This is a genomic window from Rhizobacter sp., assembly GCA_019635355.1.
Classification (GTDB): Bacteria; Pseudomonadota; Gammaproteobacteria; order Burkholderiales; family Burkholderiaceae_C; genus Rhizobacter.
This window is the reverse complement of record JAHBZQ010000001.1, coordinates 883,177-909,391: the sequence shown is the minus strand read 5'-3', so window position 1 is coordinate 909,391 and position 26,215 is coordinate 883,177. Positions and strand designations below refer to the sequence as shown.

General features: G+C 68.3%; 21 protein-coding genes. 12 read left to right on the top strand and 9 right to left on the bottom strand.

All coding sequences use genetic code 11. The annotated features are described in order from the left end of the window. Positions 1-2 precede the first annotated feature (2 nt). Together KF892_04050 and KF892_04045 are read right to left on the bottom strand one after the other, a co-directional pair. Positions 3-2,246, bottom strand: coding sequence for a nitric-oxide reductase large subunit (locus KF892_04050; protein MBX3624165.1), 2,244 nt, complete (start codon positions 2,244-2,246; stop codon positions 3-5). Then, on the bottom strand, positions 2,246-2,536 hold the full coding sequence (locus tag KF892_04045; GenBank protein ID MBX3624164.1) for a DUF2249 domain-containing protein: 291 nt from the start codon (positions 2,534-2,536) through the stop codon (positions 2,246-2,248). Before KF892_04045 ends, KF892_04050 begins: the two co-directional genes overlap by 1 nt. A 240-nt stretch (positions 2,537-2,776) precedes the next feature. Between KF892_04045 and KF892_04040 the strand changes: the two genes are divergently transcribed. From KF892_04040 to KF892_04030, 3 genes are read left to right on the top strand one after another with little or no spacing between them, the layout of a single operon-like run. Continuing rightward, positions 2,777-3,031 carry a heavy-metal-associated domain-containing protein gene (locus tag KF892_04040; protein MBX3624163.1) on the top strand — a complete coding sequence of 85 codons (255 nt, stop codon included), beginning with the start codon at positions 2,777-2,779 and terminating at the stop codon, positions 3,029-3,031. 28 nt (positions 3,032-3,059) lie between these two features. After that, positions 3,060-4,586, top strand: coding sequence for a thymidine phosphorylase family protein (locus KF892_04035; GenBank protein MBX3624162.1), 1,527 nt, complete (start codon positions 3,060-3,062; stop codon positions 4,584-4,586). Continuing rightward, positions 4,583-5,473 carry a ribose-phosphate pyrophosphokinase gene (locus tag KF892_04030; protein ID MBX3624161.1) on the top strand — a complete coding sequence of 297 codons (891 nt, stop codon included), beginning with the start codon at positions 4,583-4,585 and terminating at the stop codon, positions 5,471-5,473. Before KF892_04035 ends, KF892_04030 begins: the two co-directional genes overlap by 4 nt. A gap of 2 nt (positions 5,474-5,475) precedes the next feature. Here the strand turns inward: KF892_04030 and KF892_04025 are convergent, their stop codons facing one another. Further along, entirely contained in the window at positions 5,476-6,699 is a 1,224-nt protein-coding gene (locus tag KF892_04025) for an MgtC/SapB family protein (protein MBX3624160.1), read from the bottom strand. A gap of 174 nt (positions 6,700-6,873) precedes the next feature. Between KF892_04025 and KF892_04020 the strand changes: the two genes are divergently transcribed. From KF892_04020 to KF892_04000, 5 genes are all read left to right on the top strand, one after another. Further along, positions 6,874-7,284 carry a hypothetical protein gene (locus KF892_04020; protein MBX3624159.1) on the top strand — a complete coding sequence of 137 codons (411 nt, stop codon included), beginning with the start codon at positions 6,874-6,876 and terminating at the stop codon, positions 7,282-7,284. Between the two features lie 83 nt (positions 7,285-7,367). After that, positions 7,368-8,633: a TolC family protein gene (locus KF892_04015; protein ID MBX3624158.1), complete on the top strand. Its 1,266-nt coding sequence runs from the start codon at positions 7,368-7,370 to the stop codon at positions 8,631-8,633. A gap of 5 nt (positions 8,634-8,638) precedes the next feature. Then, on the top strand, positions 8,639-10,114 hold the full coding sequence (locus tag KF892_04010) for an efflux RND transporter periplasmic adaptor subunit (GenBank protein ID MBX3624157.1): 1,476 nt from the start codon (positions 8,639-8,641) through the stop codon (positions 10,112-10,114). Continuing rightward, complete coding sequence (locus KF892_04005) at positions 10,111-13,248, top strand: efflux RND transporter permease subunit (GenBank protein MBX3624156.1); 3,138 nt, start codon at positions 10,111-10,113, stop codon at positions 13,246-13,248. Before KF892_04010 ends, KF892_04005 begins: the two co-directional genes overlap by 4 nt. 61 nt (positions 13,249-13,309) lie before the next feature. After that, positions 13,310-13,783: a hypothetical protein gene (locus KF892_04000; GenBank protein MBX3624155.1), complete on the top strand. Its 474-nt coding sequence runs from the start codon at positions 13,310-13,312 to the stop codon at positions 13,781-13,783. 3 nt (positions 13,784-13,786) lie between these two features. Here KF892_04000 and KF892_03995 read toward each other — a convergent pair whose 3' ends face one another. Beyond that, complete coding sequence (locus KF892_03995; protein ID MBX3624154.1) at positions 13,787-16,048, bottom strand: copper-translocating P-type ATPase; 2,262 nt, start codon at positions 16,046-16,048, stop codon at positions 13,787-13,789. A 151-nt stretch (positions 16,049-16,199) separates the two neighbouring features. Here KF892_03995 and KF892_03990 point away from each other — a divergent pair, with 151 nt between their 5' ends. Both KF892_03990 and KF892_03985 read left to right on the top strand, forming a co-directional pair. Next, positions 16,200-17,006 carry a TlpA family protein disulfide reductase gene (locus KF892_03990; GenBank protein ID MBX3624153.1) on the top strand — a complete coding sequence of 269 codons (807 nt, stop codon included), beginning with the start codon at positions 16,200-16,202 and terminating at the stop codon, positions 17,004-17,006. Positions 17,007-17,043: 37 nt separating this feature from the next. Next, entirely contained in the window at positions 17,044-17,436 is a 393-nt protein-coding gene (locus tag KF892_03985; protein MBX3624152.1) for a DUF302 domain-containing protein, read from the top strand. Between the two features lie 22 nt (positions 17,437-17,458). Here the strand turns inward: KF892_03985 and KF892_03980 are convergent, their stop codons facing one another. Both KF892_03980 and KF892_03975 read right to left on the bottom strand, forming a co-directional pair. After that, positions 17,459-17,617: a hypothetical protein gene (locus KF892_03980; protein MBX3624151.1), complete on the bottom strand. Its 159-nt coding sequence runs from the start codon at positions 17,615-17,617 to the stop codon at positions 17,459-17,461. Positions 17,618-17,641: 24 nt separating this feature from the next. After that, entirely contained in the window at positions 17,642-21,436 is a 3,795-nt protein-coding gene (locus KF892_03975) for a hypothetical protein (GenBank protein ID MBX3624150.1), read from the bottom strand. Positions 21,437-21,707: 271 nt separating this feature from the next. On the opposite strand from KF892_03975, the gene KF892_03970 reads away from it, so the two are divergent. Further along, on the top strand, positions 21,708-23,120 hold the full coding sequence (locus KF892_03970) for a hypothetical protein (protein ID MBX3624149.1): 1,413 nt from the start codon (positions 21,708-21,710) through the stop codon (positions 23,118-23,120). A gap of 30 nt (positions 23,121-23,150) precedes the next feature. Here the strand turns inward: KF892_03970 and KF892_03965 are convergent, their stop codons facing one another. After that, complete coding sequence (locus KF892_03965) at positions 23,151-23,603, bottom strand: fasciclin domain-containing protein (GenBank protein MBX3624148.1); 453 nt, start codon at positions 23,601-23,603, stop codon at positions 23,151-23,153. Between the two features lie 40 nt (positions 23,604-23,643). Next, positions 23,644-24,555 (bottom strand): fasciclin domain-containing protein, encoded by a 912-nt coding sequence (locus KF892_03960; GenBank protein ID MBX3624147.1) that lies wholly within the window; start codon positions 24,553-24,555, stop codon positions 23,644-23,646. A gap of 255 nt (positions 24,556-24,810) precedes the next feature. On the opposite strand from KF892_03960, the gene KF892_03955 reads away from it, so the two are divergent. After that, positions 24,811-25,536: a hypothetical protein gene (locus KF892_03955; protein MBX3624146.1), complete on the top strand. Its 726-nt coding sequence runs from the start codon at positions 24,811-24,813 to the stop codon at positions 25,534-25,536. On the opposite strand, the gene KF892_03950 is transcribed toward KF892_03955, so the two are convergent. Further along, positions 25,521-26,204 carry an ABC transporter ATP-binding protein gene (locus KF892_03950; GenBank protein ID MBX3624145.1) on the bottom strand — a complete coding sequence of 228 codons (684 nt, stop codon included), beginning with the start codon at positions 26,202-26,204 and terminating at the stop codon, positions 25,521-25,523. The two genes, KF892_03955 and KF892_03950, sit on opposite strands and share 16 nt — an antisense overlap. Between the last annotated feature and the right edge of the window lie 11 nt (positions 26,205-26,215).

Genomic DNA, 26,215 nt, shown 5'->3' with positions numbered 1-26,215 from the left:
CGTCAGGCTCGCGTGGCCTGGGTCTGCGCCTGCGTCACGGCCTGGCGGTCGCGGCGCAAGAGCTTCAGTGCATATACCGCGAGCCACACGCTGCCGGCGGCGAAGACGATGTCACCCGGCACACGCAGCCACACCAGCGTTTCCATCACCGTGGAGTGGATGATCTCCGGCGAGCGGGCGTACCACAGGCCCTTGGTGATGCTGGCCCAGGCCTGGTAGATGCCCGCGGGCAGCAGCGACATGAAGACCATCATCCCGAGGCCGATGTTGAGGCACCAGAAGGCAGGCTTCAGGAACTGGTCGGCATGCAGCTGGCGCTCGTAGAGGCCGCGCAGGCAGAAGAGCATGAGCCCGATGCCCAGCATGCCGTACACCCCGAAGAGTGCAGCGTGCCCGTGGGCGGCCGTCATGTTCAGGCCCTGCACGTAGTACAGCGAGGCCGGCGGGTTGATGGCGAAGCCAAGCAGGCCGGCACCCACCGTGTTCCAGAAGCCCACAGCCACGAACGAGAGGATGACCCACTTGTACGCACCGAGCCATTCCACGTTGCGGGCACGGCGCCAGGTTTGCAGCGCTTCGAGACCGATCAGCGTGAGCGGCACCACTTCGAGGGCCGAGAACACCGCGCCCACGGCGATCACCGAGGTGGGCGTGCCCGTCCAGTAGAGGTGGTGCAGCGTGCCGAGGATGCCGCCGAAGAGGAACACGATGGTCTCGGCCACGATGGCACGGTTGGCCGAGGCGGCCCGCACGAGGCCCAGGTTGGTGAAGATCAGCGCGACCACGGCGGTGGCGAACACTTCGAAGAAGCCTTCCACCCACAGGTGCACCAGCCACCAGCGCCAGTATTCGATCATCGAGTAGTGGGTGTGCTGGCCCCAGGTGAGCGAGGTGGCGTAGAAGCCGCCGATGCAGGTGGCCGACAGGAACACCATCGCGATCAGGCCGCGCGTCTCAGACGCCTTCTTGAGCGCAGGCCACAGCGCACGCCCGAGCAGGAACACCCAGAAGAGCAGGCCCACGAAGAGCAGGATCTGCCACACACGGCCCATGCTCGTGAACTCGAGGCCCTGGTTGCCGAGCCAGAAGCTGAAGTCGACACCACGGCGCTGCATCGTGCCGAGCCAGCCGGTGATCACCGAGCCGAGCACCACCACGATGAGCGCCCAGAAGAGCGCGTCGACACCGAGCTTCTGGAACTTCGGCTCCTTGCCCGAGAGCAAGGGCGCGACGTAAAGCCCGGTGGCCAGCCATGCGGTGGCGATCCAGAAGATGCCGACCTGCGTGTGGATGGTGCGGCTCGTCACGTAGGGCAGGATGTCGGACAGCGGCAGCCCGAAGAACGATTGCCCTTCGACCGCGTAGTGCGCGGTGATCACGCCCATGCCGATCTGCAGCAGCATCAGGCCGATGACGACGAAGAAGTACTTGCGCGTGGCCTTCATCGACGGCGTGGCCTTGGCACCGGCCAGCGGGTCGGTCTTGGGCACCTGCGCTTCTTCCTCATGCTCGCCACGGCCGTGCAGCCACAGCATGGCGGCGATGCCGGCGATGAGCAGGATGATGCTCACCATCGACCACATCGCGGCCGAGGTCGACATCGTGTTGCCCACCAGCGGCTCGTGCGGCCAGTTGCTCGTGTAGCTGAGGTTGTCTTCGTTCGGCCGGTTGGTCGTGGCGGCCCACGACGACCAGAAGAAGAACGCGGTGAGCGCCTGGCGGTCGGCCTGGTCGGGCAGGGTGGCGTCGGTCATCGCGTACTGCTCGCGCAGCTTGGCGAGCTCGGGGTCGCTGCCGAAGAGGGCGGTGTAGTGACTGGCGACCTGCTTGATCGCCTGTGCCCGCTCGGGCGAGACCTTCACCGCGCCGCTCACTTCGTCATACGTGTTGCGGCGCATCTCCTCGCGCACCCGCACGGCGACGACGTCCTTGTCGTTCAGTTGCGCGGTGCGGATGGCCTGCAGCGCGAGCGCTTCACGGTGCAGCCAGTCGGCCGACCAGTCGGGCGCCACATAACTGCCGTGGCCCCACACCGTGCCGAGCTGCTGGCCGCCGGCGGCCATCCAGGCCTGCTGGCCGCGCTGGATCTGCTCGCCGGTGAAGATCACGTCGCCCTCGGTCGTCACGACCTGCTTCGGGATGGGCGGCGCGTAGAGATAGATCTGCCAGCCGAGGTAGCCGAGCGCCCCGAACGACAGCACACAAATCAGCCCCAGCCAGCGCCAGAGCCTCGCAGTCTTGTTCATCATGCACCTCCGCACATGCCGCAGCACGGGCCCTTGGCGGGCGCCTTGCTGCTCGTCTTCATGATCCGCACGCGCCAGACGTCGGGGCCACCTTGCAGGTAGTCCCAGCGGAACTGGCCTTCCAGTTCGTGGAGGAACTGGTAGTAGAGCGGTTTCGGGTTGTGGTCGTTGATCAGCTCCATCGACTCGTTCACGCCGAGGCCGTGGAAGGTCGAGAAGATCAACGGGTGTCGGTCGCGGGGCGCGATCTCGCGCACGTCGACCTGGGTCTGAGAGGTTGTCACCGTCATCTGGGGCTCCTTTTCCTGGAGGTTCACAAAAGCTGCATTGCAGATGCACCTATGCTAGGAACGAGCCCTTGTGCGCAGATTGATCGACGTCAAGAACGCGTGGATCAGTGGCCACCTTCTGCGCGCCGGGTGCCGCGCGAAGACAGCACAGTCAGGATGGGCAAACAAAGAAAGTGCTGGACTCTCCCATCGTGGGAAGCTTCACAGTCACGCCACACACCACTTCCGATGGAGTTTTCGATGATCGTCTTCAATGTCAACGACATGACCTGCGGCCACTGCGTGGGCGCCGTGACCAAGGCCGTCAAGTCCGTGGCGCCAGGCGCCACGGTGTCGGTCGACCTCGGGACCAAGCGCGTGCAGATCGACGGTCGCGACAGCGATGCCGGGGCCTTCAAGGCGGCGATTGCCGACGCGGGCTACACGCCGGTCGAAGCGGCAACCACCGCCGCCCCGGCCGCAGCGCGCGGGGGGTGCTGCGGCAGCTGCCACTGAGATGCATGCCGACCTGACGACCGTCGCCATGCAGCATGAGCGGAGCAACATGACCCCGCTGGTCCCCCGGCGCATGGGCATCGACACGCAGCAGGAATTCGTCGTCTACATGGACCGCGAATGCGTGGTCTGCCGCTCCGAGGGCTTCGACGCGCAGACCCGCGTGCTGGTGCACAACGGCGGCCACCGCATCCTCGCCACGCTCAACGTCACCGACCCCGGCCTGCTGTCGCCCGGCGAGGCCGGGCTGTCCAACAGCGCGTGGCTCGCCTTGGGCATACGCGCCTCGGACCACGTCCACGTGGCGCATGCGCCGACGCTCGATTCGATGAGCGACGTGCGCGCCAAGATCTACGGCCACCGCCTGTCCGCACCGGCCCTGGACGCCATCGTGCGAGACATCGCCAGCGGGCGCTACCCCGACGCCCACATCGCGGCCTTCCTCGCCGCGTGCGCCGGCGGCCGCATGGACCGGCAGGAGACCATCGACCTCACGCGCGCGATGGTCTCGGCCGGGCAGCGCCTGGCCTGGGGCCGTGCGCCCATCGCCGACAAGCATTGCGTGGGCGGCCTGCCCGGCAACCGCACGACGCCCATCGTGGTGGCGATCGTCACCGCCGCGGGCCTCACCATGCCCAAGACGTCCTCGCGGGCGATCACCTCGCCGGCCGGTACCGCCGATGTGATGGAAACCATGACGCACGTGGGGCTCGACGTGCCCGCCATGCGGCGCGTGGTTGAACGCGAAGGCGGCTGCTTCGTCTGGGGCGGTGCGCTCGACCTGAGCCCCGCCGACGACGTGATGATCCGCGTCGAGCGGCCACTCGACATCGACAGCGACGCGCAACTGGTGGCCTCGGTGCTGTCGAAGAAGATCGCCGCCGGCTCGACCCATGTCGTGATCGACGTGCCCGTCGGCCCCACCGCGAAGGTGCGCTCCGAAGCCGACTACCTGCTGCTCAAGGCCTTGCTGGAAGACGTGGCCAGTGCCTGCGGGCTGGAGTTGCGCGTCGTGCGCACGCTCGGCACGCAGCCGGTGGGCCGCGGCATCGGCCCGGCCCTGGAAGCGCACGACGTGCTCGCGGTGCTGCGCGGTGCCACGCACGCCCCCCACGACCTGCGCATGCGCGCGGTGGCACTGGCCGGGCACCTGCTCGAGTTCTGCGGCCACAGCCGGGCGGGGGAGGGCCATGACCGGGCCTGCCAGCTGCTCGACAGCGGCGCCGCATGGGCCAAGTTCCAGGCCATCTGCGAGATGCAGGGTGGCCTGCGCGAGCCCGCCGTGGCCGACATCCGGCACCCCATCCTCTCCGAGACGACTGGGCTCGTGCATGCGATCGACAGCCGACGCCTTTCGCGCGTGGCCAAGCTGGCCGGGGCACCGGCCGACGCGGTGGCCGGCCTCGAGATGCATGTGAAGCTCGGCGATCACGTGGAGCGCGGCGCGCCGCTCTTCACCTTGCACACCGAAACGCCGGGCGAGCTGGCCTACGCGATGGACTACCTCGCCTCGCACCCGCTGATGACCATCGGTGAACCCGGAGCCGACGCATGAGCCCCGTGGTGCTCGCGATGCCCGGCAACGAGGCGATGGCCGATCGCCTGGCCGCGCTGCTCGGCGCGCCGCGTGGCGAGGCCTCGGTGCGGCGTTTCCCGGATGGGGAGTCGAGCGTTCGGGTGGTGTCGGCGGTCGAAGGGCGCAGCGTCGTGCTCGTGTGCACGCTCGACCGGCCCGACGACAAACTCGTGCCGCTCCTGCTGCTGGCGGCGGCCGTTCGCGACGCGGGTGCAGCGTCGGTCGGGCTCGTGGCACCGTACCTCGCCTACATGCGGCAGGACGTGCGCTTCCACCCCGGCGAGACGATCAGCGCGAAGCACTTCGCGGGGTGGTTGTCACAAGGGTTCGACTGGCTCGCGACCGTCGACCCGCATCTGCACCGCATTGCCGATCTCGCCGAGGTCTACAGCGTGCCCACCCGCAACGTGCACGCCGCGCAGGCCATCGCCGACTGGCTGCGCCTGCAGGTGCACCAGCCGGTGCTGATCGGCCCCGACGAGGAAAGCCGCCAGTGGGTGGACGACGTAGCGCAGCGTGCGGGCGCGCCCTCGCTGGTGCTGAGCAAGACCCGGCGCGGCGACCGCGAGGTGGAGGTGTCGGTACCCGACGTGGCGCGCTGGCGCGGCCACACGCCGGTGCTGGTCGACGACATCGTCTCCACTGGCCACACGATGATCGAGACGCTCGGCCACCTGAAGACGCTCGACATGCCGCCGGCGGTGTGCGTGGCGGTGCACGCCGTGTTCGCCGGCAGCGCCTTCGACGACCTCATGGCCGCGGGCGCGAGCAGGGTGGTGAGCTGCGACACGATCGTCCATCCGTCGAACGCGATGTCCATCGCCGGCGACCTGGCCAGTGCGGTGCACGAACTGCTGCCGCGCTGACCTCAGCGCAAGCCCAGGGCCAGCAGCCCCGCGGCCACCGCCATCGCGGCGGTGTAGCCGACCGCAACGCCACGGCCCAGCGCCCGGCCGCCGGTGGTCCACGCCATCGCGGCCTTGAGCACCATGTTCGACAGCGCCGCCAGGCCGATGGCGACTGCGGCCACCGAGGTCGGGACGGAGCTTGCCACGTCCATGCGCGCGGCCGAGATGGTGATGGCGTCCACGTCCACCAGCCCCGACACAAGCGCAAGCCCGTAGAGGCCGCTGAACCCGAACCATTGCTTGCTCGCTTCGGTGAGCATGGCCATCACGCCGAGGAAGGCGCCGAAGCCGAGCGCGGTGCCGAGGTCGAAGACCGGCAGGTCGGCGGCGGGCGCGGGCTGCGCGCCACGGGGACGGCGCTGCCAATGCACCACGGCAGACACCATCAGCGTGCCGGCCGCGCCGAGCATCGGCAGCAGCGCCACGCGCCCGAGCGCGGGCGACATCACGAGCAGGATCACCGCCATGCGCAGGAACATCACCGCGCAGGCGGCGAGGGCGCCCGCGGTCGTGGGCTCGACGAGCTCGTCTCGGCCGCGCAGCTGGCGCGCGAGCGCGAGCGTGGCGGCCGTCGATGATGCGAGCCCGCCCAGCAGCCCGGTCAGGAGCGTGCCCCGTTGAGCCCCGGCAAACCGCATCGCCACGTGGCCCGAGAGCGACAGCCCGGCGATGAGCACCACCGCCCACCAAAGGCGATAAGGGTTGAGCGCGCCGTAGGGCCCGAAGGGCTGGTCGGGCAGCAACGGCAGGATCACCGCCGACAGAACGAGCATCTGCAGGGCGGCCGTCAACTCGCGGTGCTCCATCAGCCGCAGCCAGCGGTGCAACGTGGAGCGCAGGTTGAGCAGCGTGGCCACGATGACGGCCGCGCTCACCGCCAGCAGCGGCTGCCCGGTTGCCGCGAGCGCGCCGAGGCCGAAGGTCAGCATCTGCGCGATGGCCGAGGTGGCGCTCAGCTTGCCTGAGAGCTTGACCCACTGCCGGTAGCCCACGCTCACCAGGATCGCGAGCCCGAGGCTGCCCGCGGTGAGCAGCCACGGGTCGACGATCGCCAGCACGCCACCCAGGAGCCCGGTGAGCGCAAAGGTGCGCAGGCCCGCCACCCGTTGGCCATCGGCCGCCTCACGCTCGCGCCAGCCGCGCTCGAGTCCGACGATGAGGCCGACGGCCAGCGCGGCGAGGATGGGGCCGAAGGCGATGGGATCGAGAGCGGTCAAGGTGCGATGAAGGAAGGCGATCGGGGGCCGCCATCATCGTGCATCCGGTCGACCGCCATCGGTTGACCGCCGTCAATTTGCCTGGCCGTGCGTCACCTTCGCAGGCCACCGGCCGGCGCAAGGCCCCGCTAGACTCGTCTCATGGCCGTGCACAAGACATACCGCCGCTGGATCGCAAGCGTTCTTGCGGTCGTGCTCGTGTGTCTGCAGCTGGCCACCGCGGCCTATGCCTGTGCGACACCGGGCAAGCCGGCCCCGGCGGTCGTGGCTATGCCCGACATGCCTGACTGCCCTGGCATGACGGCGCTCGACGAGCAGTCGCCCCAGCTGTGCAAGGCGCACTGCGATCGCGACAAGCAGTCGGTCAACACCGCACCGCCCGTGGACCTGACGCCCGCGCTCGCGGTCGACTGGCTGCTCAGCCGTTTCGTGGTGTCGCAGCGCGAAGGCCCGGCGCAAGCCTTGGCCCTGCCGGCCGTGATGGCCGCACACACCGGCCCGCCACCGGGCACGCCACCGGCCTATCTCGCCTACCTCGTTCTCCGCAATTGATCCCTCGACGGGCGGTGCGCGGCTTCCATGCGAAGCCGTGACTGCAGGTGCCGTCGCGTTGTTGGATCTTCTGGAGAACCGTCATGGTGATGTTGAAAGTGGCCGCGGCAAGCGGCCGAGTCCTCATGCAGGCGTGTACCGCCGTGGTGGCATGGGGGGCGCTGCTCATGGCGCCGGCCTGGTCGGCGCCGCTGAGCCTGCCGCAGGCCTTGTCGCTCGCCGAGCAGCACGCGCCCATGCTGAAGGCGCGGCAGGCCAGCGCCGAAGGTGCATTGCACAGCCGCATGGCCGCCGGCCAGCTGCCCGACCCGAAGCTGGCGGTGGGCGTGGAGAACTACCCCATCAGCGGCATGGACCGGTTCAGCTGGAACCGCGAGTCGATGACGATGCGCCGCGTTGGCGTGATGCAGGAAGTGCCCAACGCCGCGCGCCGCGCCGCCCAACGCGAAGGCGCACAGGCGCGGGTCGAGCGTGAGCGGGCCTTGCTGGAGAGCGAACGCCTGGCCGTGCGTCGCGAAGCCTCGCTCGCCTGGCTCGCGCAGCACTATGCCGAGCGCAAGCTGAAGGCCTTCGCCGTCTTCGAGCATGAGAACCGGCTGCTGCGCGACACGCTGGCCGCCCGCATCGCCGGCGGCAAGGCCATGCCGGCCGAGGCGCTGATGGCCCGCCAGGAAGCGCTGGCCCTGGCCGATCGGCGCGACGAGCTGCAGGCGATCGTCGAGCAGGCGCGGGCCGGCCTGGAGCGCTGGACCGGCGCCGCGAGCGAGGAGACCGAGGCCACGCCGCCCACCCTCGCGGTCGATGGCGCGACGCTCCTGCCGCGGCTCGAGCGCCACGCCGAGCTGCTGGCGTCGACCCCGATGCTGGCGATGGCCCGCGCGGAGGTGGCCGAGGCCCAGGCCTCGCGCCGTGGCGATTGGGGCTGGGAGCTGGCCTATGGGAACCGCAACCGTGCCTATGGCGACCTGCTGTCGTTCCAGCTCACGTTCGACCTGCCCGTGTCGCCGTCCACCCGGCAGGAGCCGCAGGTCATCGCCCGCCAGAAGGAGCTGAGCCGGCTGGAAGCCGAGCGCGACGAGGCGCTCAAACGCCTTGGCGCCGACGTGCAGGCCCAGCTCGCCGAGCTGCGACGGCTGGAGCGCGCGGTCGAGCGGCAGAAGACCGCGGCACTGCCACTGGCGGCCGAGCGGGTGCAGCTGACCCTCGCCAGCTACGAGGCCGGCCGGGCCGACCTCGCCAGCGTGCTCGTGGCCCGCAAGGACGCGGCGGAAGCGCAGTTCCGCGCCCTCGACCTCGAAGCGCAGCTCATGAGCCAGCGTGCGCGGCTCGCTCACCTCATCGCGGAGTGACCCCCATGAACACCCTCTTCAAGACCACCGCCGCGGCTGCGGCCCTGATCGTGCTCGGCGCAGGCGTCGGTTACGGCGTCGCCACCTGGCGCGGAGCACACGCCGATGCAACGGCAAGCGTGGGCGCGCCGGAGGGGCGCAAGGTCCTCTACTGGTACGACCCCATGATGCCGCAGCAGAAATTCGACAAGCCCGGCAAGTCGCCGTTCATGGACATGCAGCTCGTGCCCAAGTACGCCGACGAGGTGCCGGCCGGTGGCGTGGCCGTCGACCCGCGCCTGTCGCAGACGCTCGGCTGGCGCACGGCCACGGTGGAGAAACAACGCGTCGGCAGCGGCGTGGACGTGGTGGCCACCGTGCAGCTCAACGAGCGCGACGTGGCCACCGTCCAGGCACGCAGCGGCGGCTTCGTGCAGCAGGTGGGCCGCATGGCGCCCGGCGATGTGATCGCGGCGGGTGCCTTGATCGCCGAATTGCTGGTGCCCGAATGGACGGCTGCGCAGCAGGAGTACCTGTCGGTGCGCGCCACCGGCGACGCGGCGCTCACCGCGGCGGCGAGGCAGCGCCTGGTGCTGCTGGGCGTGCCGCCCGCCACGATCGAGCAGGTGGAGAAAAGCGGCCAGCCGCAGGCGCTGGTGGCCGTGCGTGCGCCGATTGGCGGCGTGTTGCAGGAACTCGGCGTGCGCGCCGGCATGACGGTGTCTCAGGGCATGACGCTCGCGCGCATCAACGGGCTCGCCACTGTCTGGCTGGAAGCGGCGCTGCCGGAAGCGCAGGCCTTCGCGGCGCGGCCGGGCCAGCCGGTCGAGGTGCGTTTCAGTGCCTTTCCGGGCGAGACGCGGCAGGGCAGGGTGAGCGCCATCCTGCCCCAGGCCAACACCGACACCCGCACGCTCAAGCTGCGCATCGAGATGCCCAACCCGCAGGGTCGCTTGCGGGCGGGCATGTTTGCGCAGGTCCGCCTGGCGGGCGACGAACGTGAAGCGCTCGTGGTGCCGAGCGATGCGGTCATCCGCACTGGCCAGCGGGCCGTGGTGTACGTGGTGACGGCGCCCGGCCGCTACGAGCCGGTGGAGGTGCGTGTGGGCCGCGAGTTCGGCAGCCAGCTCGAAGTGCTGCAAGGTCTGCAGCCGGGCCAGCAGGTGGTGGTCTCGGGCCAGTTCCTCATCGACTCCGAGGCGAGCATGCGCGGCGTGGCCCCGCGTGCCGCGGCTTCTGGCGCCTCGGCACCCCAGCCGAGCGCGAGCCCGGCGATGCACGAAGGCAGCGGCAAGGTGATCGAGGTGTCGGAGACAGAGATCACGCTCGACCACGGGCCCATCGCCTCGTTGAAATGGCCGGCCATGCAGATGCCCTTCAAGCTAGCCCAGCCGGGCCTCGCGCGTGGCCTCAAGGCGGGCGATGCGGTGCAGTTCAGCTTCACGCAGTCGGGCGACGAGCACGTCATCGAGCGCATCGCGCGCACGGGAGGCGCCAAATGATCGCCGCGCTGATCCGCTGGTCGGTGGGCAACCGGTTCCTGGTGCTGCTGGCCACGCTCTTCCTCGCCGCGGCGGGCGTGCTGTCGTTGCGCTCCACACCCATCGACGCGCTGCCAGACCTGTCGGACGTGCAGGTCATCATCCGCACCAGCTACCCCGGCCAGGCGCCGCAGATCGTGGAGAACCAGGTGACCTACCCGCTGGCCACCACCATGCTCTCGGTGCCGGGCGCGAAGACGGTGCGCGGCTATTCGTTCTTCGGCGACTCGTTCGTCTACGTGCTCTTCGACGACCACACCGACCTCTACTGGGCCCGCTCGCGGGTGCTCGAATACCTGAGCCAGGTGCAAAGCCGCCTGCCCGACACTGCCAAGCCCTCGCTCGGGCCCGATGCGACCGGCGTGGGCTGGGTGTTCCAGTACGCGCTCGTCGACAAGACCGGCCGGCACGACCTAGCCCAGCTGCGGGCGCTGCAGGACTGGTTCCTCAAGTTCGAGCTGAAGTCGGTGGCCAACGTGGCCGAGGTCGCGACCGTGGGCGGCATGGTCAAGCAGTACCAGGTGGTGCTCGACCCGGCGAAGCTCGCGGCCTACGGCATCACGCATGCGCAGGTGCGCGAAGCGCTGATGAACGCCAACCAGGAGACCGGCGGCTCGGTGATGGAACTCGCCGAGGCTGAATACATGGTGCGGGCGAGCGGCTTCCTGAAGACGCTGGCCGACTTCAAGGCGGTGCCACTCGCGGCGCGCGGCGGCGTGCCGGTGTTGCTGGGCGACGTGGCGACCGTGCAGACCGGGCCCGAGATGCGCCGCGGCATCTCGGAACTCGATGGCACCGGCGAGGCCGTGGGCGGCGTGGTGATCCTGCGCAGCGGCAAGAACGCGCAGGCCACGATTGCAGCCGTGAAGGACAAGCTCACGCAGCTGCAGGCCAGCCTGCCCAAGGGCGTGGAGATCGTCACCACCTATGACCGCAGCGCGCTCATCGAGCGTGCCATCGACAACCTCTCGATGAAGCTGCTGGAAGAGTTTGCCGTGGTGGCCGCGGTATGCGCCGTGTTCCTCTGGCACCTGAGGTCGGCGCTCGTGGCCATCATCTCGCTGCCGCTCGGGGTGATGGCGGCGTTTCTCGTCATGCAGTGGCAGGGCCTGAACGCCAACATCATGTCGCTCGGCGGCATTGCCATCGCCATCGGCGCGATGGTCGACGCCGCGGTGGTGATGATCGAAAACGCGCACAAGAAGCTCGAAGCCTGGCAGCACGCGCACCCGGCCGAAGAGCTGAAGGGCGAAGCGCGCTGGGAGGTCATCACCCAGGCCGCCACCGAGGTGGGGCCGGCGCTCTTCTTCTCGCTGCTGATCATCACGCTGTCGTTCGTGCCGGTGTTCACCCTCGAAGCGCAGGAGGGGCGGCTCTTTGGCCCGCTTGCCTTCACCAAGACCTATGCGATGGCGGCGGCGGCCGGCCTCTCGGTCACCTTGATCCCGGTGCTCATGGGCTACTGGATCCGTGGGCGCATTCCCGACGAGCAGCGCAACCCACTCACACGCGGCCTGATCGCGCTCTACCAGCCGGCGCTCGACGCGGTGCTGCGCTGGCCGAAGCTCACGCTCGTGATCGCGGGCCTCGTGTTCGCCACCACGCTGTGGCCGCTTTCTCGGATGGGGGGCGAGTTCCTGCCGCCGCTCGACGAAGGCGACCTGCTGTACATGCCGACCGCGCTACCGGGCCTGTCGGCCCAGAAGGCGGCCGAGCTGCTGCAGCTCAGCGACCGCATGATCAAGACCGTGCCCGAGGTAGCGCGTGTCTTCGGCAAGGCCGGGCGCGCCGAAACGGCCACCGACCCGGCGCCGCTGGAGATGTTCGAGACCACCGTGCAGCTGAAACCACGCAGCGAGTGGCGGCCGGGCATGACGCCCGAGAAGCTCGTCGAAGCGCTGGACGAGGCCGTCAAGATCCCGGGCCTGACCAACATCTGGATCCCGCCCATCCGCAACCGCATCGACATGCTCGCGACCGGCATCAAGAGCCCCATCGGCGTGAAGGTGTCGGGCACCGACCTGCGCGCCATCGACCAGGCCACGGCCCAGGTCGAGCGTGTGGCCAAGGGCGTGCCGGGTGTGAGTTCCGCGCTGGCCGAGCGCCTCACCGGCGGGCGTTATGTCGACGTGCAAATCGACCGCGCCGCCGCCGCACGCTTCGGCCTCAACGTGAGCGACGTGCAGGCGGTGGTGGCCGGCGCGGTCGGGGGCGAGAACATCGGCGAGACCGTCGAGGGTCTGGCGCGATTCCCCATCAACCTGCGCTACCCGCGCGAGCTGCGCGACAGCGCCGACAAGCTGCGCGACCTGCCGGTGCTCACGCCCGCCGGCCAGCAGATCACGCTCGGCAGCGTGGCGAAGGTCAGCCTCGCCGATGGGCCGCCGATGCTCAAGAGCGAGAACGCGCGGCCGTCCGGCTGGGTGTATGTCGACGTGCGCGGCCGCGACATCGCCTCGGTGGTGGCCGACTTGCGGCAGGCCGTGTCGGCGCAGGTCGCGCTCGAACCCGGCATGAGCCTCGCGTACTCGGGCCAGTTCGAGTTCCTGGAGCGTGCGAATGCCAGGCTCAAGGTGGTGGTGCCGGCCACGCTCGCGATCATCTTCGTGCTGCTGTACCTGACCTTCCGGCGCATGGAAGAGGCCGCGCTCATCATGGCCACGCTGCCGCTCGCGCTCACCGGGGGCGTGTGGTTCCTGTACGCCCTGGGCTACCACCTCTCGGTGGCCACCGGCGTGGGCTTCATCGCGCTGGCCGGCGTGGCGGCCGAGTTCGGCGTCGTGATGCTCCTGTACCTGCGGCATGCGCTCGAAGACCGCCTGCGCGACGGTCAGTCGGTCGATGCCGCCATGCTGCTCGCGGCCATTCGCGAAGGCGCGGTGCTTCGCGTGCGCCCGAAGGCGATGACGGTCGCGGTGATCCTCGCCGGCCTGCTGCCCATCGTGTGGGGCAGCGGCACCGGCTCCGAGGTGATGAGCCGCATTGCCGCGCCGATGCTCGGCGGCATGGTGACCGCGCCGCTGCTGTCGCTCTTCGTTGTGCCCGCGGCCTTTCTGCTCTTGCGGCGCAAGGGCTTGGGCAGGCATGGGGCTTGACCTTCCCACGGGGGCAAGCGCCCCAATGGCGCCTGTCCACCACCACACAAGGACCTCCGACATGCAGCACGCCCTTCCGTTTCGCCTGGACCCCGCCACCCGCAGCGTGGCGCTGGCGGCCTTCAACACGCGCCACGAGATCGTGTGGTTTGGCTTCAAAGGCGTGTTCGAAGAACCGTGGGCCGCAACCATCCAGTTCCGGCCCACGAAGCCGGGCATGCTGGGTGGCGGCGGCACCTCCGCCGTCAACGGCGGCGTCATTGGCGCGGGTTTCGATGCCGCGATGGTGCTGGCCGGGCTCGGCCACTACGACACCGATGTGGTGGTGACGCTGGAACTGGCGGTGCAGTTCCTGTCGCTCGCGCACGCGCGTGACGGGCTGATGTTCCGGGCCGGTGTCGTGCGTTCGACCCGGCACCTGGCCTTCGTCGAAGCACAACTGCTCGGGCCTGCAGGTGCCGCCGCGCCGCTCGCGACCGCCCGCGGCATGGTGGCGCCGGCGTCGCGCGCCTCACGCGTGGCGCAAGGGCATTGACCGTCACTCCACCTTGACGGCGCGCAGCCGAAGCGCATTGGCGATCACGCTCACCGACGACAGCGCCATTGCCGCCGCGGCCACGACGGGCGACAGCAGCAACCCGAAGAACGGATACAGCACGCCGGCTGCCAGCGGAATGCCAGCCACGTTGTACGCGAATGACAGCACCAGGTTCTCGCGGATGTTTCGCATCGTCGCGCGAGACAAGGTGCGAGCTCTCACGATGCCCAGCAGGTCGCCCTTGAGCAGGGTGATGCCGGCGCTTTCCATCGCGACGTCGGTGCCGGTGCCCATCGCGATGCCCACGGTGGCCTGGGCGAGGGCAGGGGCGTCGTTCACGCCGTCACCGGCCATCGCCACCACGCGGCCTTCGCCCTGCAGGCGCTTGACGACCGCGGCCTTGTCTTCGGGCAGCACCTCGGCCACCACCTCGTCGATGCCCAGCTGACGGCCCACCGCTTCGGCGGTCGTCTTTCCGTCGCCGGTGAGCATCACGACCCGCACCCCGGCGGCCTGGAGCGCCGCCAGTGCCTGCGGTGTGGTGGCCTTGATCGGGTCGGCAATCGCCACGAAGCCGGCAAGCTTGCCGCCCACGCCGACGAAGATGACCGTCGCGGCCTTTTGCCGCTGTGCATCGGCGTTCTTCTCCAGCACCGAGGTGGCCATCGAGTGTTCGGCCAGGAACTTCGCACTTCCCGAGACGACGGCCACGCCGTCCACCGTGCCGACCACGCCCTTGCCGACGGGCGAGTCGAAGTCGGTGACCGGCGACAGGGCCAGCTTGCGCGCCTGCGCATCCATCACGATGGCCAGGGCCAGCGGATGCTCGCTGGCGCGCTCCACACTCGCGAGCTTCTGCAAGACCTCATCCGCCGTGAAGCCGGGGCTGGGCTCGACGTGCACGACCTTCGGCCGGCCCTCGGTGAGCGTGCCGGTCTTGTCGACCACGAGCGTGTCGACCTTCTCCATCTTTTCGAGCGCCTCGGCATCGCGGATGAGCACGCCGTGCTGCGCACCCTTGCCGATGCCCACCATGATCGACATCGGCGTGGCCAGCCCCAGCGCACACGGGCACGCAATGATGAGCACCGCCACCGCGGTGATGAGCGCGTAGCTGAAGGCCGGCGACGGGCCCCACACGAGCCAGGCGACGAAGGTCAGCGCGGCCACGAGCATCACCACCGGCACGAACCAGCCGGCCACCTGGTCGGCCATGCGCTGGATGGGCGCGCGGCTGCGCTGCGCTGCCGCCACCATGTGCACGATCTGAGAGAGCAGGGTGTCGGCGCCGACCTTCTCGGCGCGCATCACGAAGCCGCCGGTCTGGTTGAGCGTGCCCGCCGTGACCTTGGAGCCGACGGCCTTGGCGACGGGGATGGGCTCGCCCGTCACCATCGATTCGTCGACATTGCCCTTGCCCTCGGTGAGCTCGCCGTCGACGGGCACTTTCTCGCCGGGGCGCACACGCAGGAGGTCACCCACCTGGATGGTGTCGACCTGCACGGTCTCGTCGTTGCCATGCGCGTCGACCTTCACCGCGGTCTTGGGCGCCAGCCCGAGCAGCGCCTTGATGGCGCCAGACGTCTTCTCGCGCGCGCGCAGTTCGAGCACCTGGCCCAGCAGCACGAGCACCGTGATGACTGCCGCCGCTTCGAAGTAGATCGCCACCGCGCCGTCGGCCAGGCGCAGGTTCGACGGAAAGAGCTGCGGCGCCACCGTGCCCACGATGCTGTACAGCCACGCGGCCCCCGTTCCAAGGGCGATGAGCGAGAACATGTTGAGGCTGCGGTTCCTCACCGACGCGACCGCGCGAACGAAGAACGGCCAGCCGGCCCACAGCACGACCGGCGTGCCAAGCACGAGCTGGATCCAGTTCGACAACTGCTGGCCGATCAGGTGGTTGAGGTTCGTGAGGTGGCCGCCCATCTCGAGCACGAAGACCGGAAGCGTGAGTGCCAGGCCGATCCAGAACCTGCGCGTCATGTCGCGCAGCTCGGGGCTTTCGCCTTGCTCGGCCGTGGCCAGCACCGGCTCGAGGGCCATGCCGCAGAGGGGGCAGTTGCCGGGGCCCATCTGGCGCACCTCGGGGTGCATGGGGCAGGTGTATTCGACCGCGCTCGCGTCGCCGCTCACCGGCACCTGAGGAGCGGCCGGCTGGTGGGCGTGATGGTGGTGATCGTGTGCGTGATGGGTGTGACCCGAGTGCTCCGACGAGTGGTCGCAGTGCGCGTGATCGTGATGCTGATGGGGCGAAGTCGACATGGCGTTCTCCTGTTGCTGCAGGCAGTTTGAACCTTGACATCATTGGAAGGTCAAGGGGAGATTTGCCGGGGCTCGGAAGGCCTTCTTCAAGGGCCGGCGCCTGATCTGGCACCCGGGCATAGCATGGCTATGCAGAGGAGGGCAACAAGTCTTGAGCAACGCTATCCAACTAGGGCCGCTTCTGCTGCCATTGACGCTGTTGCTCGTCTTCGCCTCTGTGGGCGCAACGCTGGCGGTCGGGAAATGGCTGTCCAAGTCGTCGGTGGAAGTGGACCGAAGCTTGTGGCATGCCTTGCTCGCGGGCGTACTGCTGGCCCGGCTGGCATTCGTCTACGAGTACCGGACCTTGTATTTCGACGCTCCGCTGACCATCCTGGACATCCGGGACGGCGGCTGGAACTCCACCGCCGGACTGCTCGGGGCCTGGATGCTGACGCTCTACCGCGAACGAAAAGCGCCCTCGACCGGAAGGCCGCTGCGCTGGGCTCTCGCCGCCGGAAGCGCCTTCTTCCTGGTCGGTAGCGTGCTGCTATCGCTTCAGGGAAATGGCGGCCAGAAGCTGCCCTCGCTGGCGTTCACCTCGGTCGAGGGCAAGCCGGTCCAGCTGAAGGATTTCGAAGGCAAGCCGACCGTCATCAACCTGTGGGCGACCTGGTGCCCGCCGTGCGTCCGCGAGATGCCGGTTCTCCATGCAGCTCAAGACAAGCATGCGGACGTGAACTTTGTCTTCCTGAACCAGGGCGAGGATCCTGCGCAGGTCTCGCGTTGGCTGGAGAGCCGGCGGCTGCCTCTGCGCAATGTCCTTCTCGACTCCAAGCGGCAGGCCAGCGCCGCCTTCCAGCAGAAGGGCTATCCGACCACGCTCTTCTTCAACGCCAAGGGCGAGTTGGTGTCGAGCCGCATTGGCGAGCTGTCTGCCGCCACACTTGATCAAAGGCTGGAAGCACTGACACGATGATCACAGGCACGGCCAAACGGCCGCAGAAAGGAACGATATGAACTACGGTTTCCAAGCCACCCTCAAGGGGCCCTTCGACTCAGCCATCCAGCGGGTACTCGAGGCGCTCAAGGCGGAAGGCTTCGGCGTCCTGTCGGACATCGACATCCAGAAGGCGATGAAGGAGAAGTTGGGCAAGGACATGCCGGCTCACCGCATCCTCGGCGCTTGCAACCCACCGCTGGCCTACAAGGCGCTCCAAGCCGAGGCCGACATCGGGCTGCTGCTGCCGTGCAACGTCACCGTTCGCCAGGGCGATGGCGACGACATCGTGGTCGGCTTCCTGAACCCGGAAATGATGGTGCAGCTCACGGCAAACCCGGCGCTCAAGGAGGTCGCCGACGACGCGTCGGCCCGGCTGCACCGCGTGCGCGACGCCTTGCAGGGATGAGTCAGCCCAGATCAATCCACCTTCACAGTGCGCAGCGAAGCACATTGGCAATCACGCCCACAGATGGCAGCGCCATTGCCGCCGCCACGATGGGCAGCAGCAGCAACCCGAAGGGCGGGCAAAGCACACCGGCCTCGAGCGCAGTGGCCGAAGACCGGCGGGTCACTAGTTGGGCCTTCATCAGCTACTGCGCGCTAGATCGAGTTCACTCGAATTTCTGCTCCGCGCCCCGCTCGAGCTTTTTCTCCCCGTCGATCCGACGTCGCATCGAGTCGAGCTGTGTGGCGGCCCAGGCGGCGATCTCGGGATCCGGCGAACCCGCCAGGTTGGTGGCCAGGGTCATATGCGGACGAAGCGTCTGCTCAAGGCTTCCCGACCAGCCGTTGGGGTGAAAGTGCCGTGCGAATGCATCGAGGACCCGCTTCTTCTGGGGCGCCATCTCCAGCAACCGAGTGGCGAGGTCGGTCAACTTCGCATCCTCGGGGTTGGAACGGTCAAGGATTTGGATCTCGGCGCCCAGTAAGGGCAGGCGTTCTTGCGGTGCGATGGCCGCCCAGGCTAAGAGCGCTTCGTCCGAGGCACGGTTCACCACGGTTTGTTCGCTGCCTTCGAGCCTGTACCGCATCGCAAACAGCTGCCGGCGGCGCGGCCCAGTCAGGAACGCATCCAGTGCGATGGATGGGTGAAGGTGGAACAGCACCGCGGCGAGGTCACCCAGCGAATCGGCATGTGTCCGATAGTCGTCCAGCGCGTGCGCAAAACGCTCGGCGAAACGATGCACTTCGGGCGCCGCCTCTTCGCCTTTGAACACGATCTTTGCGACTTCCGTGAGGCGATAGGCCAAGTTCTGGCTGGGCGACTGAAAGTCGTACTTGACGAGCAGCGATCGGCCCAACTGGATCAACTGCCCGGGCATCTCTTCCTTTGCCGTCTTGAGGCGATGGAAGTCCATCGACAGGCTGTCGATCGCGGCGGGCAGTCCGTTCGGCAGATCGCTCACACCGTCCAGCACTTCACAGTATTTCTGCAGGCTGAGCCCGTCACCGTCACGCCCGGCAAGCACCGCATTGAACTGCATGAGATTGGCCTGGCTCTGGCGCAGCGAGCGAAGCAGGCGATCGCCGCCGGCGTCGTTCCAGGGCCAGCCTTGGATCAGCGGGAAGATGCGCCCGAGTACCGGATCGTTGACGAGCCGCTCGAGCAGCTCTTCTGCCTGCGCCGGGTTCGCTTCCCGCAGCCCGCGCACGAAGCCCGCGAGCAGGTTGAAGTTGCGCTGGCTTGCGTCGGCTTCCGCGAAGGCTTGGTGGATCGCGGCCCAATGCACTTCGGGCGTGTCCGATGCCTTCCCCAGCCCGATCCCCAGGTGAAACTGCCGGCCGTTTGGGGTTCGGATCGCCTCCACGAGGACTGCGTCGAAGGTGTCCGGATCGGCGGCGAGAGCTTGTCCCATGCCGACGACCTTGTTCACGACGCGCTCGTGCGCGCTGACAGGGTTGGCCTCCTCGGCCGCGTCGTCGGCATCCTCGCTGTCCGCGACGTCAAGCGGACTCCAGATTTCTCCGAGCGCATACGAGCGAATCTGCTCCGCCAGGTCGGTCGGCGCCAAGAGCTTCAGCAACTCCAGCAACGCGGGGCGGCCGGGGTTGGTCATGCCGGCACCGTCGTAGCGAAGCGAATTCCTCACCGCCGCCCAACCGCTCGGCCAACCGCCCACGGCAAGTTCCCGGCTCAACTGGATGAGCCGGTCCCGGAGGTCCTCGTGCTGCCAGAGATGACGAAAGTGAGAGGCCAAGGCAAGCCGGACCGCAGCGCAGTGCTGAGAATCGCGGCCGCCGAACGTTCGCACGAGGCCCAGCGCAGCGTCATACCACTCGAGAAGCTCCTCATTCGTCCGCGGCTCCCAGCCGGTCCCCCGCGAGCGGGCGCCGAAACTGAAGTTGTGCGATGCGCTGAAGAAGCCCGACCGCAGGGTCGACCCGATGCCCACCAATGCCAAGCGCTGAATGTTCGGGTCGGCGTCCACCGCTAGACGGCGCAGAAACGCCACTCGGTCGGCGGGCGGCGCGAGCGTTCCTGACAGCACAACGTGAAAGAGCTCCTTCCACGCCTCATTCGCGTCTTGTCGGCGATCGTCTGGCGACTCCGCGATGGCCAGCGCCAGGATCAGCCGCGCGGCGCGCTCGAAGTGCTCGACCTCGTAGGCCAGATTGCGCAAGAGTCCGACCCATTGCCAATAGGTGGTGACGTGGGCCGCGATGAACGCCTTCACGTTCTGGGTTTGCAACGTGCGTTCGAGCGTGGCCAGGGCCTGCTCCGGGACCAGCGGAGCCAGGTTGAAGAAGAGGGCGGTTCCCAATTCGTTGAGCCGGGCCGGATCGGCCAACATCCCTTCGTCTCTCAGCCAGCGTTCGGCGATGCCACAGGCCTCGGGGCTGTCAGTCAGGCAGCTCAGGCGCCGGCTGAACGACTTGAGTAGGCGCCCCTGCGGGATGATGGCGTCAAGCACAACGCTTGGCGGGTTGTTCTTCAGTGCCGTCCGCGCCAGTCGATTCGCCAACGCAGGCGGCAGCAGGGCTCGCCAGCGGCCACGCGACTGAACCAGATCGCGCTCTTGCAGGGTCGCAACCAGGCGGAACAGGGCACGCGGGCTGCATTCGGCGATGGCCGAGAGCGCAGACAGCTCACCTGTCTCGGTACTGAGGTCAGTACCGTCGAAGGAGTACACCAAGGACACAGCTTCAGCGGCTCGCAGTAGCTCGTCACTGTCGGCCTGGGTTTGCACGAAGAGTCTCCGAAAGAGATCCGAGTCGTTCAGGGTGCCTAGCGTGGCGCCGGCCTTGACCGTGCGGGCCAGTGCCAGCGCCACTCGGGCATTGCCGCCCGAGAACTCGACGATCCGGTGTCGGTCGGTCAACGAAATGTGCGGTGTGAGCAGGTGGATCAGGTCGTCGACCACGGCATCCGAAGCGGTCGAAAGCACGAACACATCGGTGGCTTCGATCTCATCGTCCTGCACGTCGTACTCGACCGTGATCAGGCTGACGTGCTCCGTCCCGCGACCGAGTACCTCCGTCAAGTTGCGATGCGTCGCCGGATTGCAGTTGTCGACGATGAGGATCGCTCGCTGCTCCTGCGCGACCAGGCGGATGAGCATGTCGCGCGCCGTGGGTTCGGGAGAATGGCCGATGTCGGTGTAGATGGCCACCTCGGGGTCGAGCGGTGAGGAGATGCCGACGCCCGCCTCGAAGAGCGCCTGGACCATCCGGGTCTTGCCGGTGCCCGACAGCCCGACCAAGCGCACGCTGCTGCCCGGCGAGCGCAGTTTGTGGCGGATCGCATCAATGCCGGCCGCGGCTGACATCGCCTCGGCGGAATCGGACGTCTTGGCGATGACCCGGCCTGTGTCATCGTGGAGGTATGGCGAGCCTTTGAGCGTTGCGATCCAGGCGCTGCATGACTGCCAACCGCCCAGCTTGTCGTTGATGCGCTCACGGACCCACATCTCGACGCCGGGATAGGCACGAGCCCAGTTGGCCAGGCGTGTCCTGTCGTAGAAATCCAGCATGAGCCCGTCGGCGTCCGGTTCGTCAGCGACCGCACCACGCATTGCCTCGACGCGCCGACGCAAGGAACTGTCGGAAGTGGAACCTTGGGAGCTGACGATGATGTATGCGCCGCGCTCTGCAATCAGTGCCTTGATGGATGGCCTGAGCTCGCCGTGCGGGCGCATCTCCTTGAGGATCGCCGTGGCCGGCATGTCCTCGCACTTGCACTGGAAGCCGGTGGCGGGCCGTTTGATGAAGTCGAGCGTCGCCTCGGTGCCTTCCAGCGCAACGCGGACGTCGACACCGCCATCGGCGTCGGTCTGGTTGCCGCCGGCGGTCAGGCCGGAGATCGGCCGACCGTGTCGTCGCAGCTCGGCCTCGGCCAACGAGAAGATGAGCGTCCTGAGGTCTTCATCATTTAGGCGTCGTATGTGGTCGCCGGTGAGTTCGAGCATCTGGTTTCTCGCGTGTGTTTGCTGCTGTTTTGCTGACTTCTCGCCACGGAGCGTGGTGCGCGTCCAGTCGGTTGTAGATACGCAGGATCTCGGCCGACGACACGTCGATGTTCACGCATATAGATCGAATACCATTTGTTAGTTTACATAATATACATTGTCGCGCTGATCAAAGAGGCCAGATCAAGCCGTCATCCAGATCCCACGCCGCCTCCCACGCCAGCTTCCACGCCTCGGCCAGACAGTTCCGTCAACTCACAGGAGCTCTGACATGGACGACCTCAACACCCTCGAAGCCGATTACGTGATCACCGGCGCCGGCACGACCGCCTTGGCGTTTGCCGACACGCTCTTGAGCGAGAGCACGGCGACGATGATCATCGTCGACCGTCGCGCCAAGCCCGGCGGCCACTGGCTCGATGCGTATCCCTTTGTGCGGCTGCACGGTGCTGCCGCGGTGTACGGCGTGAACTCGCAGCCGCTTGGCCTGGGCATGGTCGACGCCGTCGGCCTCAACCAGGGCCTGAACGAGCTGGCCAGCGGCGCCGAGATCTGCGCGTACTTCGATCGCCTGATGCAGCAGCGCCTGCTGCCCAGCGGCCGGGTGACCTACCTGAGCCGGCATGAGGTGGGCGCCGATGGCGTGGCCACCTCGCTCGTCAACGGCCGCCGCACGCAGCTCACGGCGCGCCGCAAATGGGTCGACGCGGCGCGTGCCGACAGCCAGGTGCCCGCCACGCACGGGCCTCGCTTTCGCGTGGCCGACGGCGTGCGCTGCGTAACGCCGACCGAACTCACGCAACTCGGCGAGCCCGCCCTCGGGCATGTGATCGTGGGCGGCGGCAAGACCTCCATCGACACCGTGCTGTGGCTGCTGGAGCATGGCGCCGACCCCGACACCATCACCTGGGTCCGCCCGCGCGACGCGTGGCTGCTCAACCGGGCGCACATCCAGCCCACCCTGCCCTTTGCGCACACCACGCTGGAGGTCATCGTGTCGGAGCTGGAAGTGGCGCGCGACGCGGCCTCGTTGCCGGACTTGTTTGCCCGGCTCGAAGCGCGTCGGCTGTTGCTGCGCATCGACCCAAACGTCGAGCCCACGATGTACCGCTGCGCCACCGTGAGCGAAGCCGAGCTGGCGCAGCTGCGGCGCATCGGGCGCGTGGTGCGGCTGGGCCATGTGCAGGCGGTCGAGCGCGACCGCATCGAGTTCGCACAGGGCGAGCTGGCCATGCCGCCCGGCCAGGTGGTCGTGCATTGCTCGGCCACGGGCCTGCCGCGTGCGGTGCTGGAGCCGGTGTTCCAGGGCGAGCGCATCGTGCCGCAGTACGTGCGGCGCTGCTCGCCGTCGTTCAGCGCGGCGTTCATCGCGCACCTCGAAGCCACGCTCGACGGCGACGACGAGAAGAACGCACTGTGCCGCCCGGTGCGCGTGCCCGAAGTGCCGCTCGACTGGCTGCGCATGCACCTCGACAGCGCGGCCAACCAGCTGCGCTGGTCGAAAGTGCCGCAGCTTCAGGAATGGCTGCGTCGCTCGCGGCTCGATGCGTTCATGGGGCTCTTCGAACAAGCGGGCCAACGGGCCGCCGAAGACGGCGACACACGTTGGCCCGCGCTGCAGCAGCGCCTGCGCGAGGCCCGCGTGGGCGGGCTCAAGCGCATGGGCGAGCTGCTGGCGGCATGAGCCGCCGTCTCGGCGCTTTCTTCGCTGCGCTTACTTCGGGATCACCACCGTGTCGATGACGTGGATGACGCCGTTGTCGGCCGTGATGTCGGTGGCGGTGACCTTCGCGTTGTCGACCATCACGCCCGAGGCCGTGGCCACCGTCAGCTCCGAGCCTTGCACGGTCTTGACCTTGCCGGGCTTCACGTCCTTGGCCATCACCTTGCCCGGCACCACGTGGTAGGTGAGCACGGCGGTGAGCTTGGCCTTGTCTTTCAGCAGGGCATCAAGGTCGGCCTTCGGCACCTTGGCAAAGGCCGCATCGGTCGGGGCGAACACGGTGAACGGGCCGGGGCCCTTGAGCGTGTCGACCAGGCCAGCGGCCTGCAGCGCGGTGGCGAGCGTCTTGAAATTACCGTTGGCGACGGCGGTGTCGACGATGTCCTTGGCTTGCGCAGAGAGGGCAGCGGCAGCGAGGGCGGTGAGAACGAGCACTTTCTTCATGGGTGACTCCTGGTCAGTGGTGAACGTGGGTGGGGGGAAATCAGAGCGTCGGGATCAGCACCTTGCTGATCACGTGGATGACGCCATTGCTGGCGCGGACGTCGGTGGCGACGATCGGCGCCGGTGTGGCGGTGGTGTCGACGATGCGCAGCGGGCTGTTCTGGACCGTGATCGACTGGCCCGACACCGTGGCCACCGGCGTGCCGAACGGGACCTGCGAGGCGAGCACCTGCGAAGGCAGCACGTGGTAGGTCAGCACCGTGCTGAGTTGCGTGGGGGTGAGCGACGCCACCGTGGAGGCGATGTCGGCAAAGGCCTGGTTGGTCGGCGCGAACACGGTGAACGGCCCTGCCCCGCTCAGCGTGGTGGCGAGGTTGGCATCGACCACGGCGCCCACGAGCGTGGAGAACAGCGGGTTCACCTGCGCCATCTGCACGACGTTGAGCACGCCGGGCGGCACGAGCACCTTGTTGACGACATGCACGACGCCGTTGCTCGCCGCCACGTTGGCGGTGGTCACGGTGGCCTGGGTCAGCGCGGCGTCGGTGAGCGACACGCCGCCGGTGGTCGACACGGCGAGCGTGGCCGGGCTGCCGTCGAAGGTGTAGGCCGTGGCACGCGTGGCGGCGCCGCTGGCCAGCTGGGCGGCGGTCTGTCGCGTGGGGAGCACGTGGTAGTTGAGGATGTCGGCCAGAGTGGCGGGCGACAGCGCGGCCACCAGGGCGTTGGCGTCAGCAAAGCCCAGCTGCGTGGCGAGCGTGTCGAAAGCCGCGTTCGTGGGGGCGAACACGGTCAGCCCGACGCTGGTGTTGGCGAGCGTGGCCGACAGGCCGGCTTTGTTGGCCGCGGCGAGCAAGGCGGTGAGGTTCTGCTGTTGAGCCAGCCCGGCGATCGTGGGCGGAGGTGCGGGGTCGTCATCGCCGCCACCACAGGCGGCCAGAAGGCCGGTCATGGCGAATGCAGTCACAAGCGTCTTGAGCCATTTCATCGTGTCTCTCCTTGAGGGTGTGGGAGGTGTGGGATTGGGTCGAGCGCGCGCAGGAAGCGGAATGTGAACTACAAAGTTCACCAAGACAACCGTGTGGTCATTTTGTGAACTACGTAGTATTCGCCTAGAGCGACGGGGGCCAAAGAAGTTCCATGCGGCCTGGCGAGCGGCGCGGCACGTGAAAATCCGCGCTCGTCAGATTCCTGTCCGCCCGACCCGATGAACCGTTTGCAAACCGAGCTACAGCGCCTGTTTCTCTCGCCGCCGGCGCCCGGCGCGGCCCACGAAGAGAGCCCGGGCCTCATCGATGCGCAGGGCCGCGTGCGCGCGCTGGTAATCGAGCTGGCGCGGCCCGCCGAGTGGGAGGTGCTGGCCGCGGTGTGGCACGCCGTGCAACACGATCTCGAACTGCCGGCGCCGGCGATCGCCGTGTCGGGCACCGAGGGGCTGCAGCTGTGGCTGTCGCTCGCAGAGCCTGCCGCGGCAGCGCAGGCTGCGGCCTTTCTCGAACGGCTGCGCCTGCGTCATCTGGCGCAGGTGGAGCCCGCGCGTGTGCGCCTCTTTCCGACCGCAGCCGAGCCGCATCGCCATGCGGCGCTCGTGCCTGCGGAGCAGCAGCCTTCGGGCAACTGGTCGGCCTTCGTCGCGCCCGGTTTGGCGCCCGTGTTTGCCGACACGCCCTGGCTCGACATCCCGCCCGGCATCGACGGCCAGGCCGACCTGTTGGCGAGGCTGGAGAGCATCAAGCCCGCCGCCTTCGACGCCGCGTTCAGACGGCTTCAGCCCGTCTCGGCGCCAGCGTCAAACGCGCAGCCGCAGCTGAGCCGCGCCGAAGGCGACGTGGACCCGAGGCAGTTCCTGCAGCGTGTGTTGAACGACGAGGCTGCGCCGCTCGCGCTGCGCATCGAGGCGGCCAAGGCGCTGCTCGCTCACACGCCCACGTAGCGGTGCCAGAGCGAGGGGTCTTCGGCCAGCGCCGCCGAGCCGCCCTGCCAGACGACCTGGCCACGCTCGATGATGGTGTGGCGGTCGGCGAGCTTCACCAGGCGCTGCACGTATTTGTCGATCACGAGGATGGTCTGGCCCTGCGCGCGCAGCTCGGCGAGGCAGCGCCAGATCTCGTCGCGGATGAGTGGCGCGAGCCCTTCGGTCGCTTCGTCGAGGATCAGCAGGTGCGGGTTGGTCATCAGCGCGCGGCCGATGGCGAGCATCTGCTGCTCGCCGCCCGAGAGCTGGTTGCCCATGTTGGCGAAACGTGCTGCCAGGGCGGGAAAGAGCGCCACCACACGGTCGAGCGTCCACGGCGTTTCGCTGGCGTTGCGGCGGGCGGCGAAGGCCAGCAGGTTTTCCTTCACCGACAGGTTCGGGAAGATCTGCCGCCCTTCCGGCACCACGGCCAGGCCCATGCGCGCGATGCGGTCGGGCGGCATCGCCTCGATGCGCTCGCCGCGAAAGCGCACCTGCCCTGCCCTCGCCCGCGTGAGCCCGAGCACCGAGCGCACGGTGGTGGTCTTGCCCATGCCGTTGCGGCCGAGCAGCGTGGCCACTTCGCCCTGGCGGATGGCGAGGTCGATGCCGAAGAGCACCTGGCTCGCGCCATAGGCCGTCTCCAGGCCAGTGACGT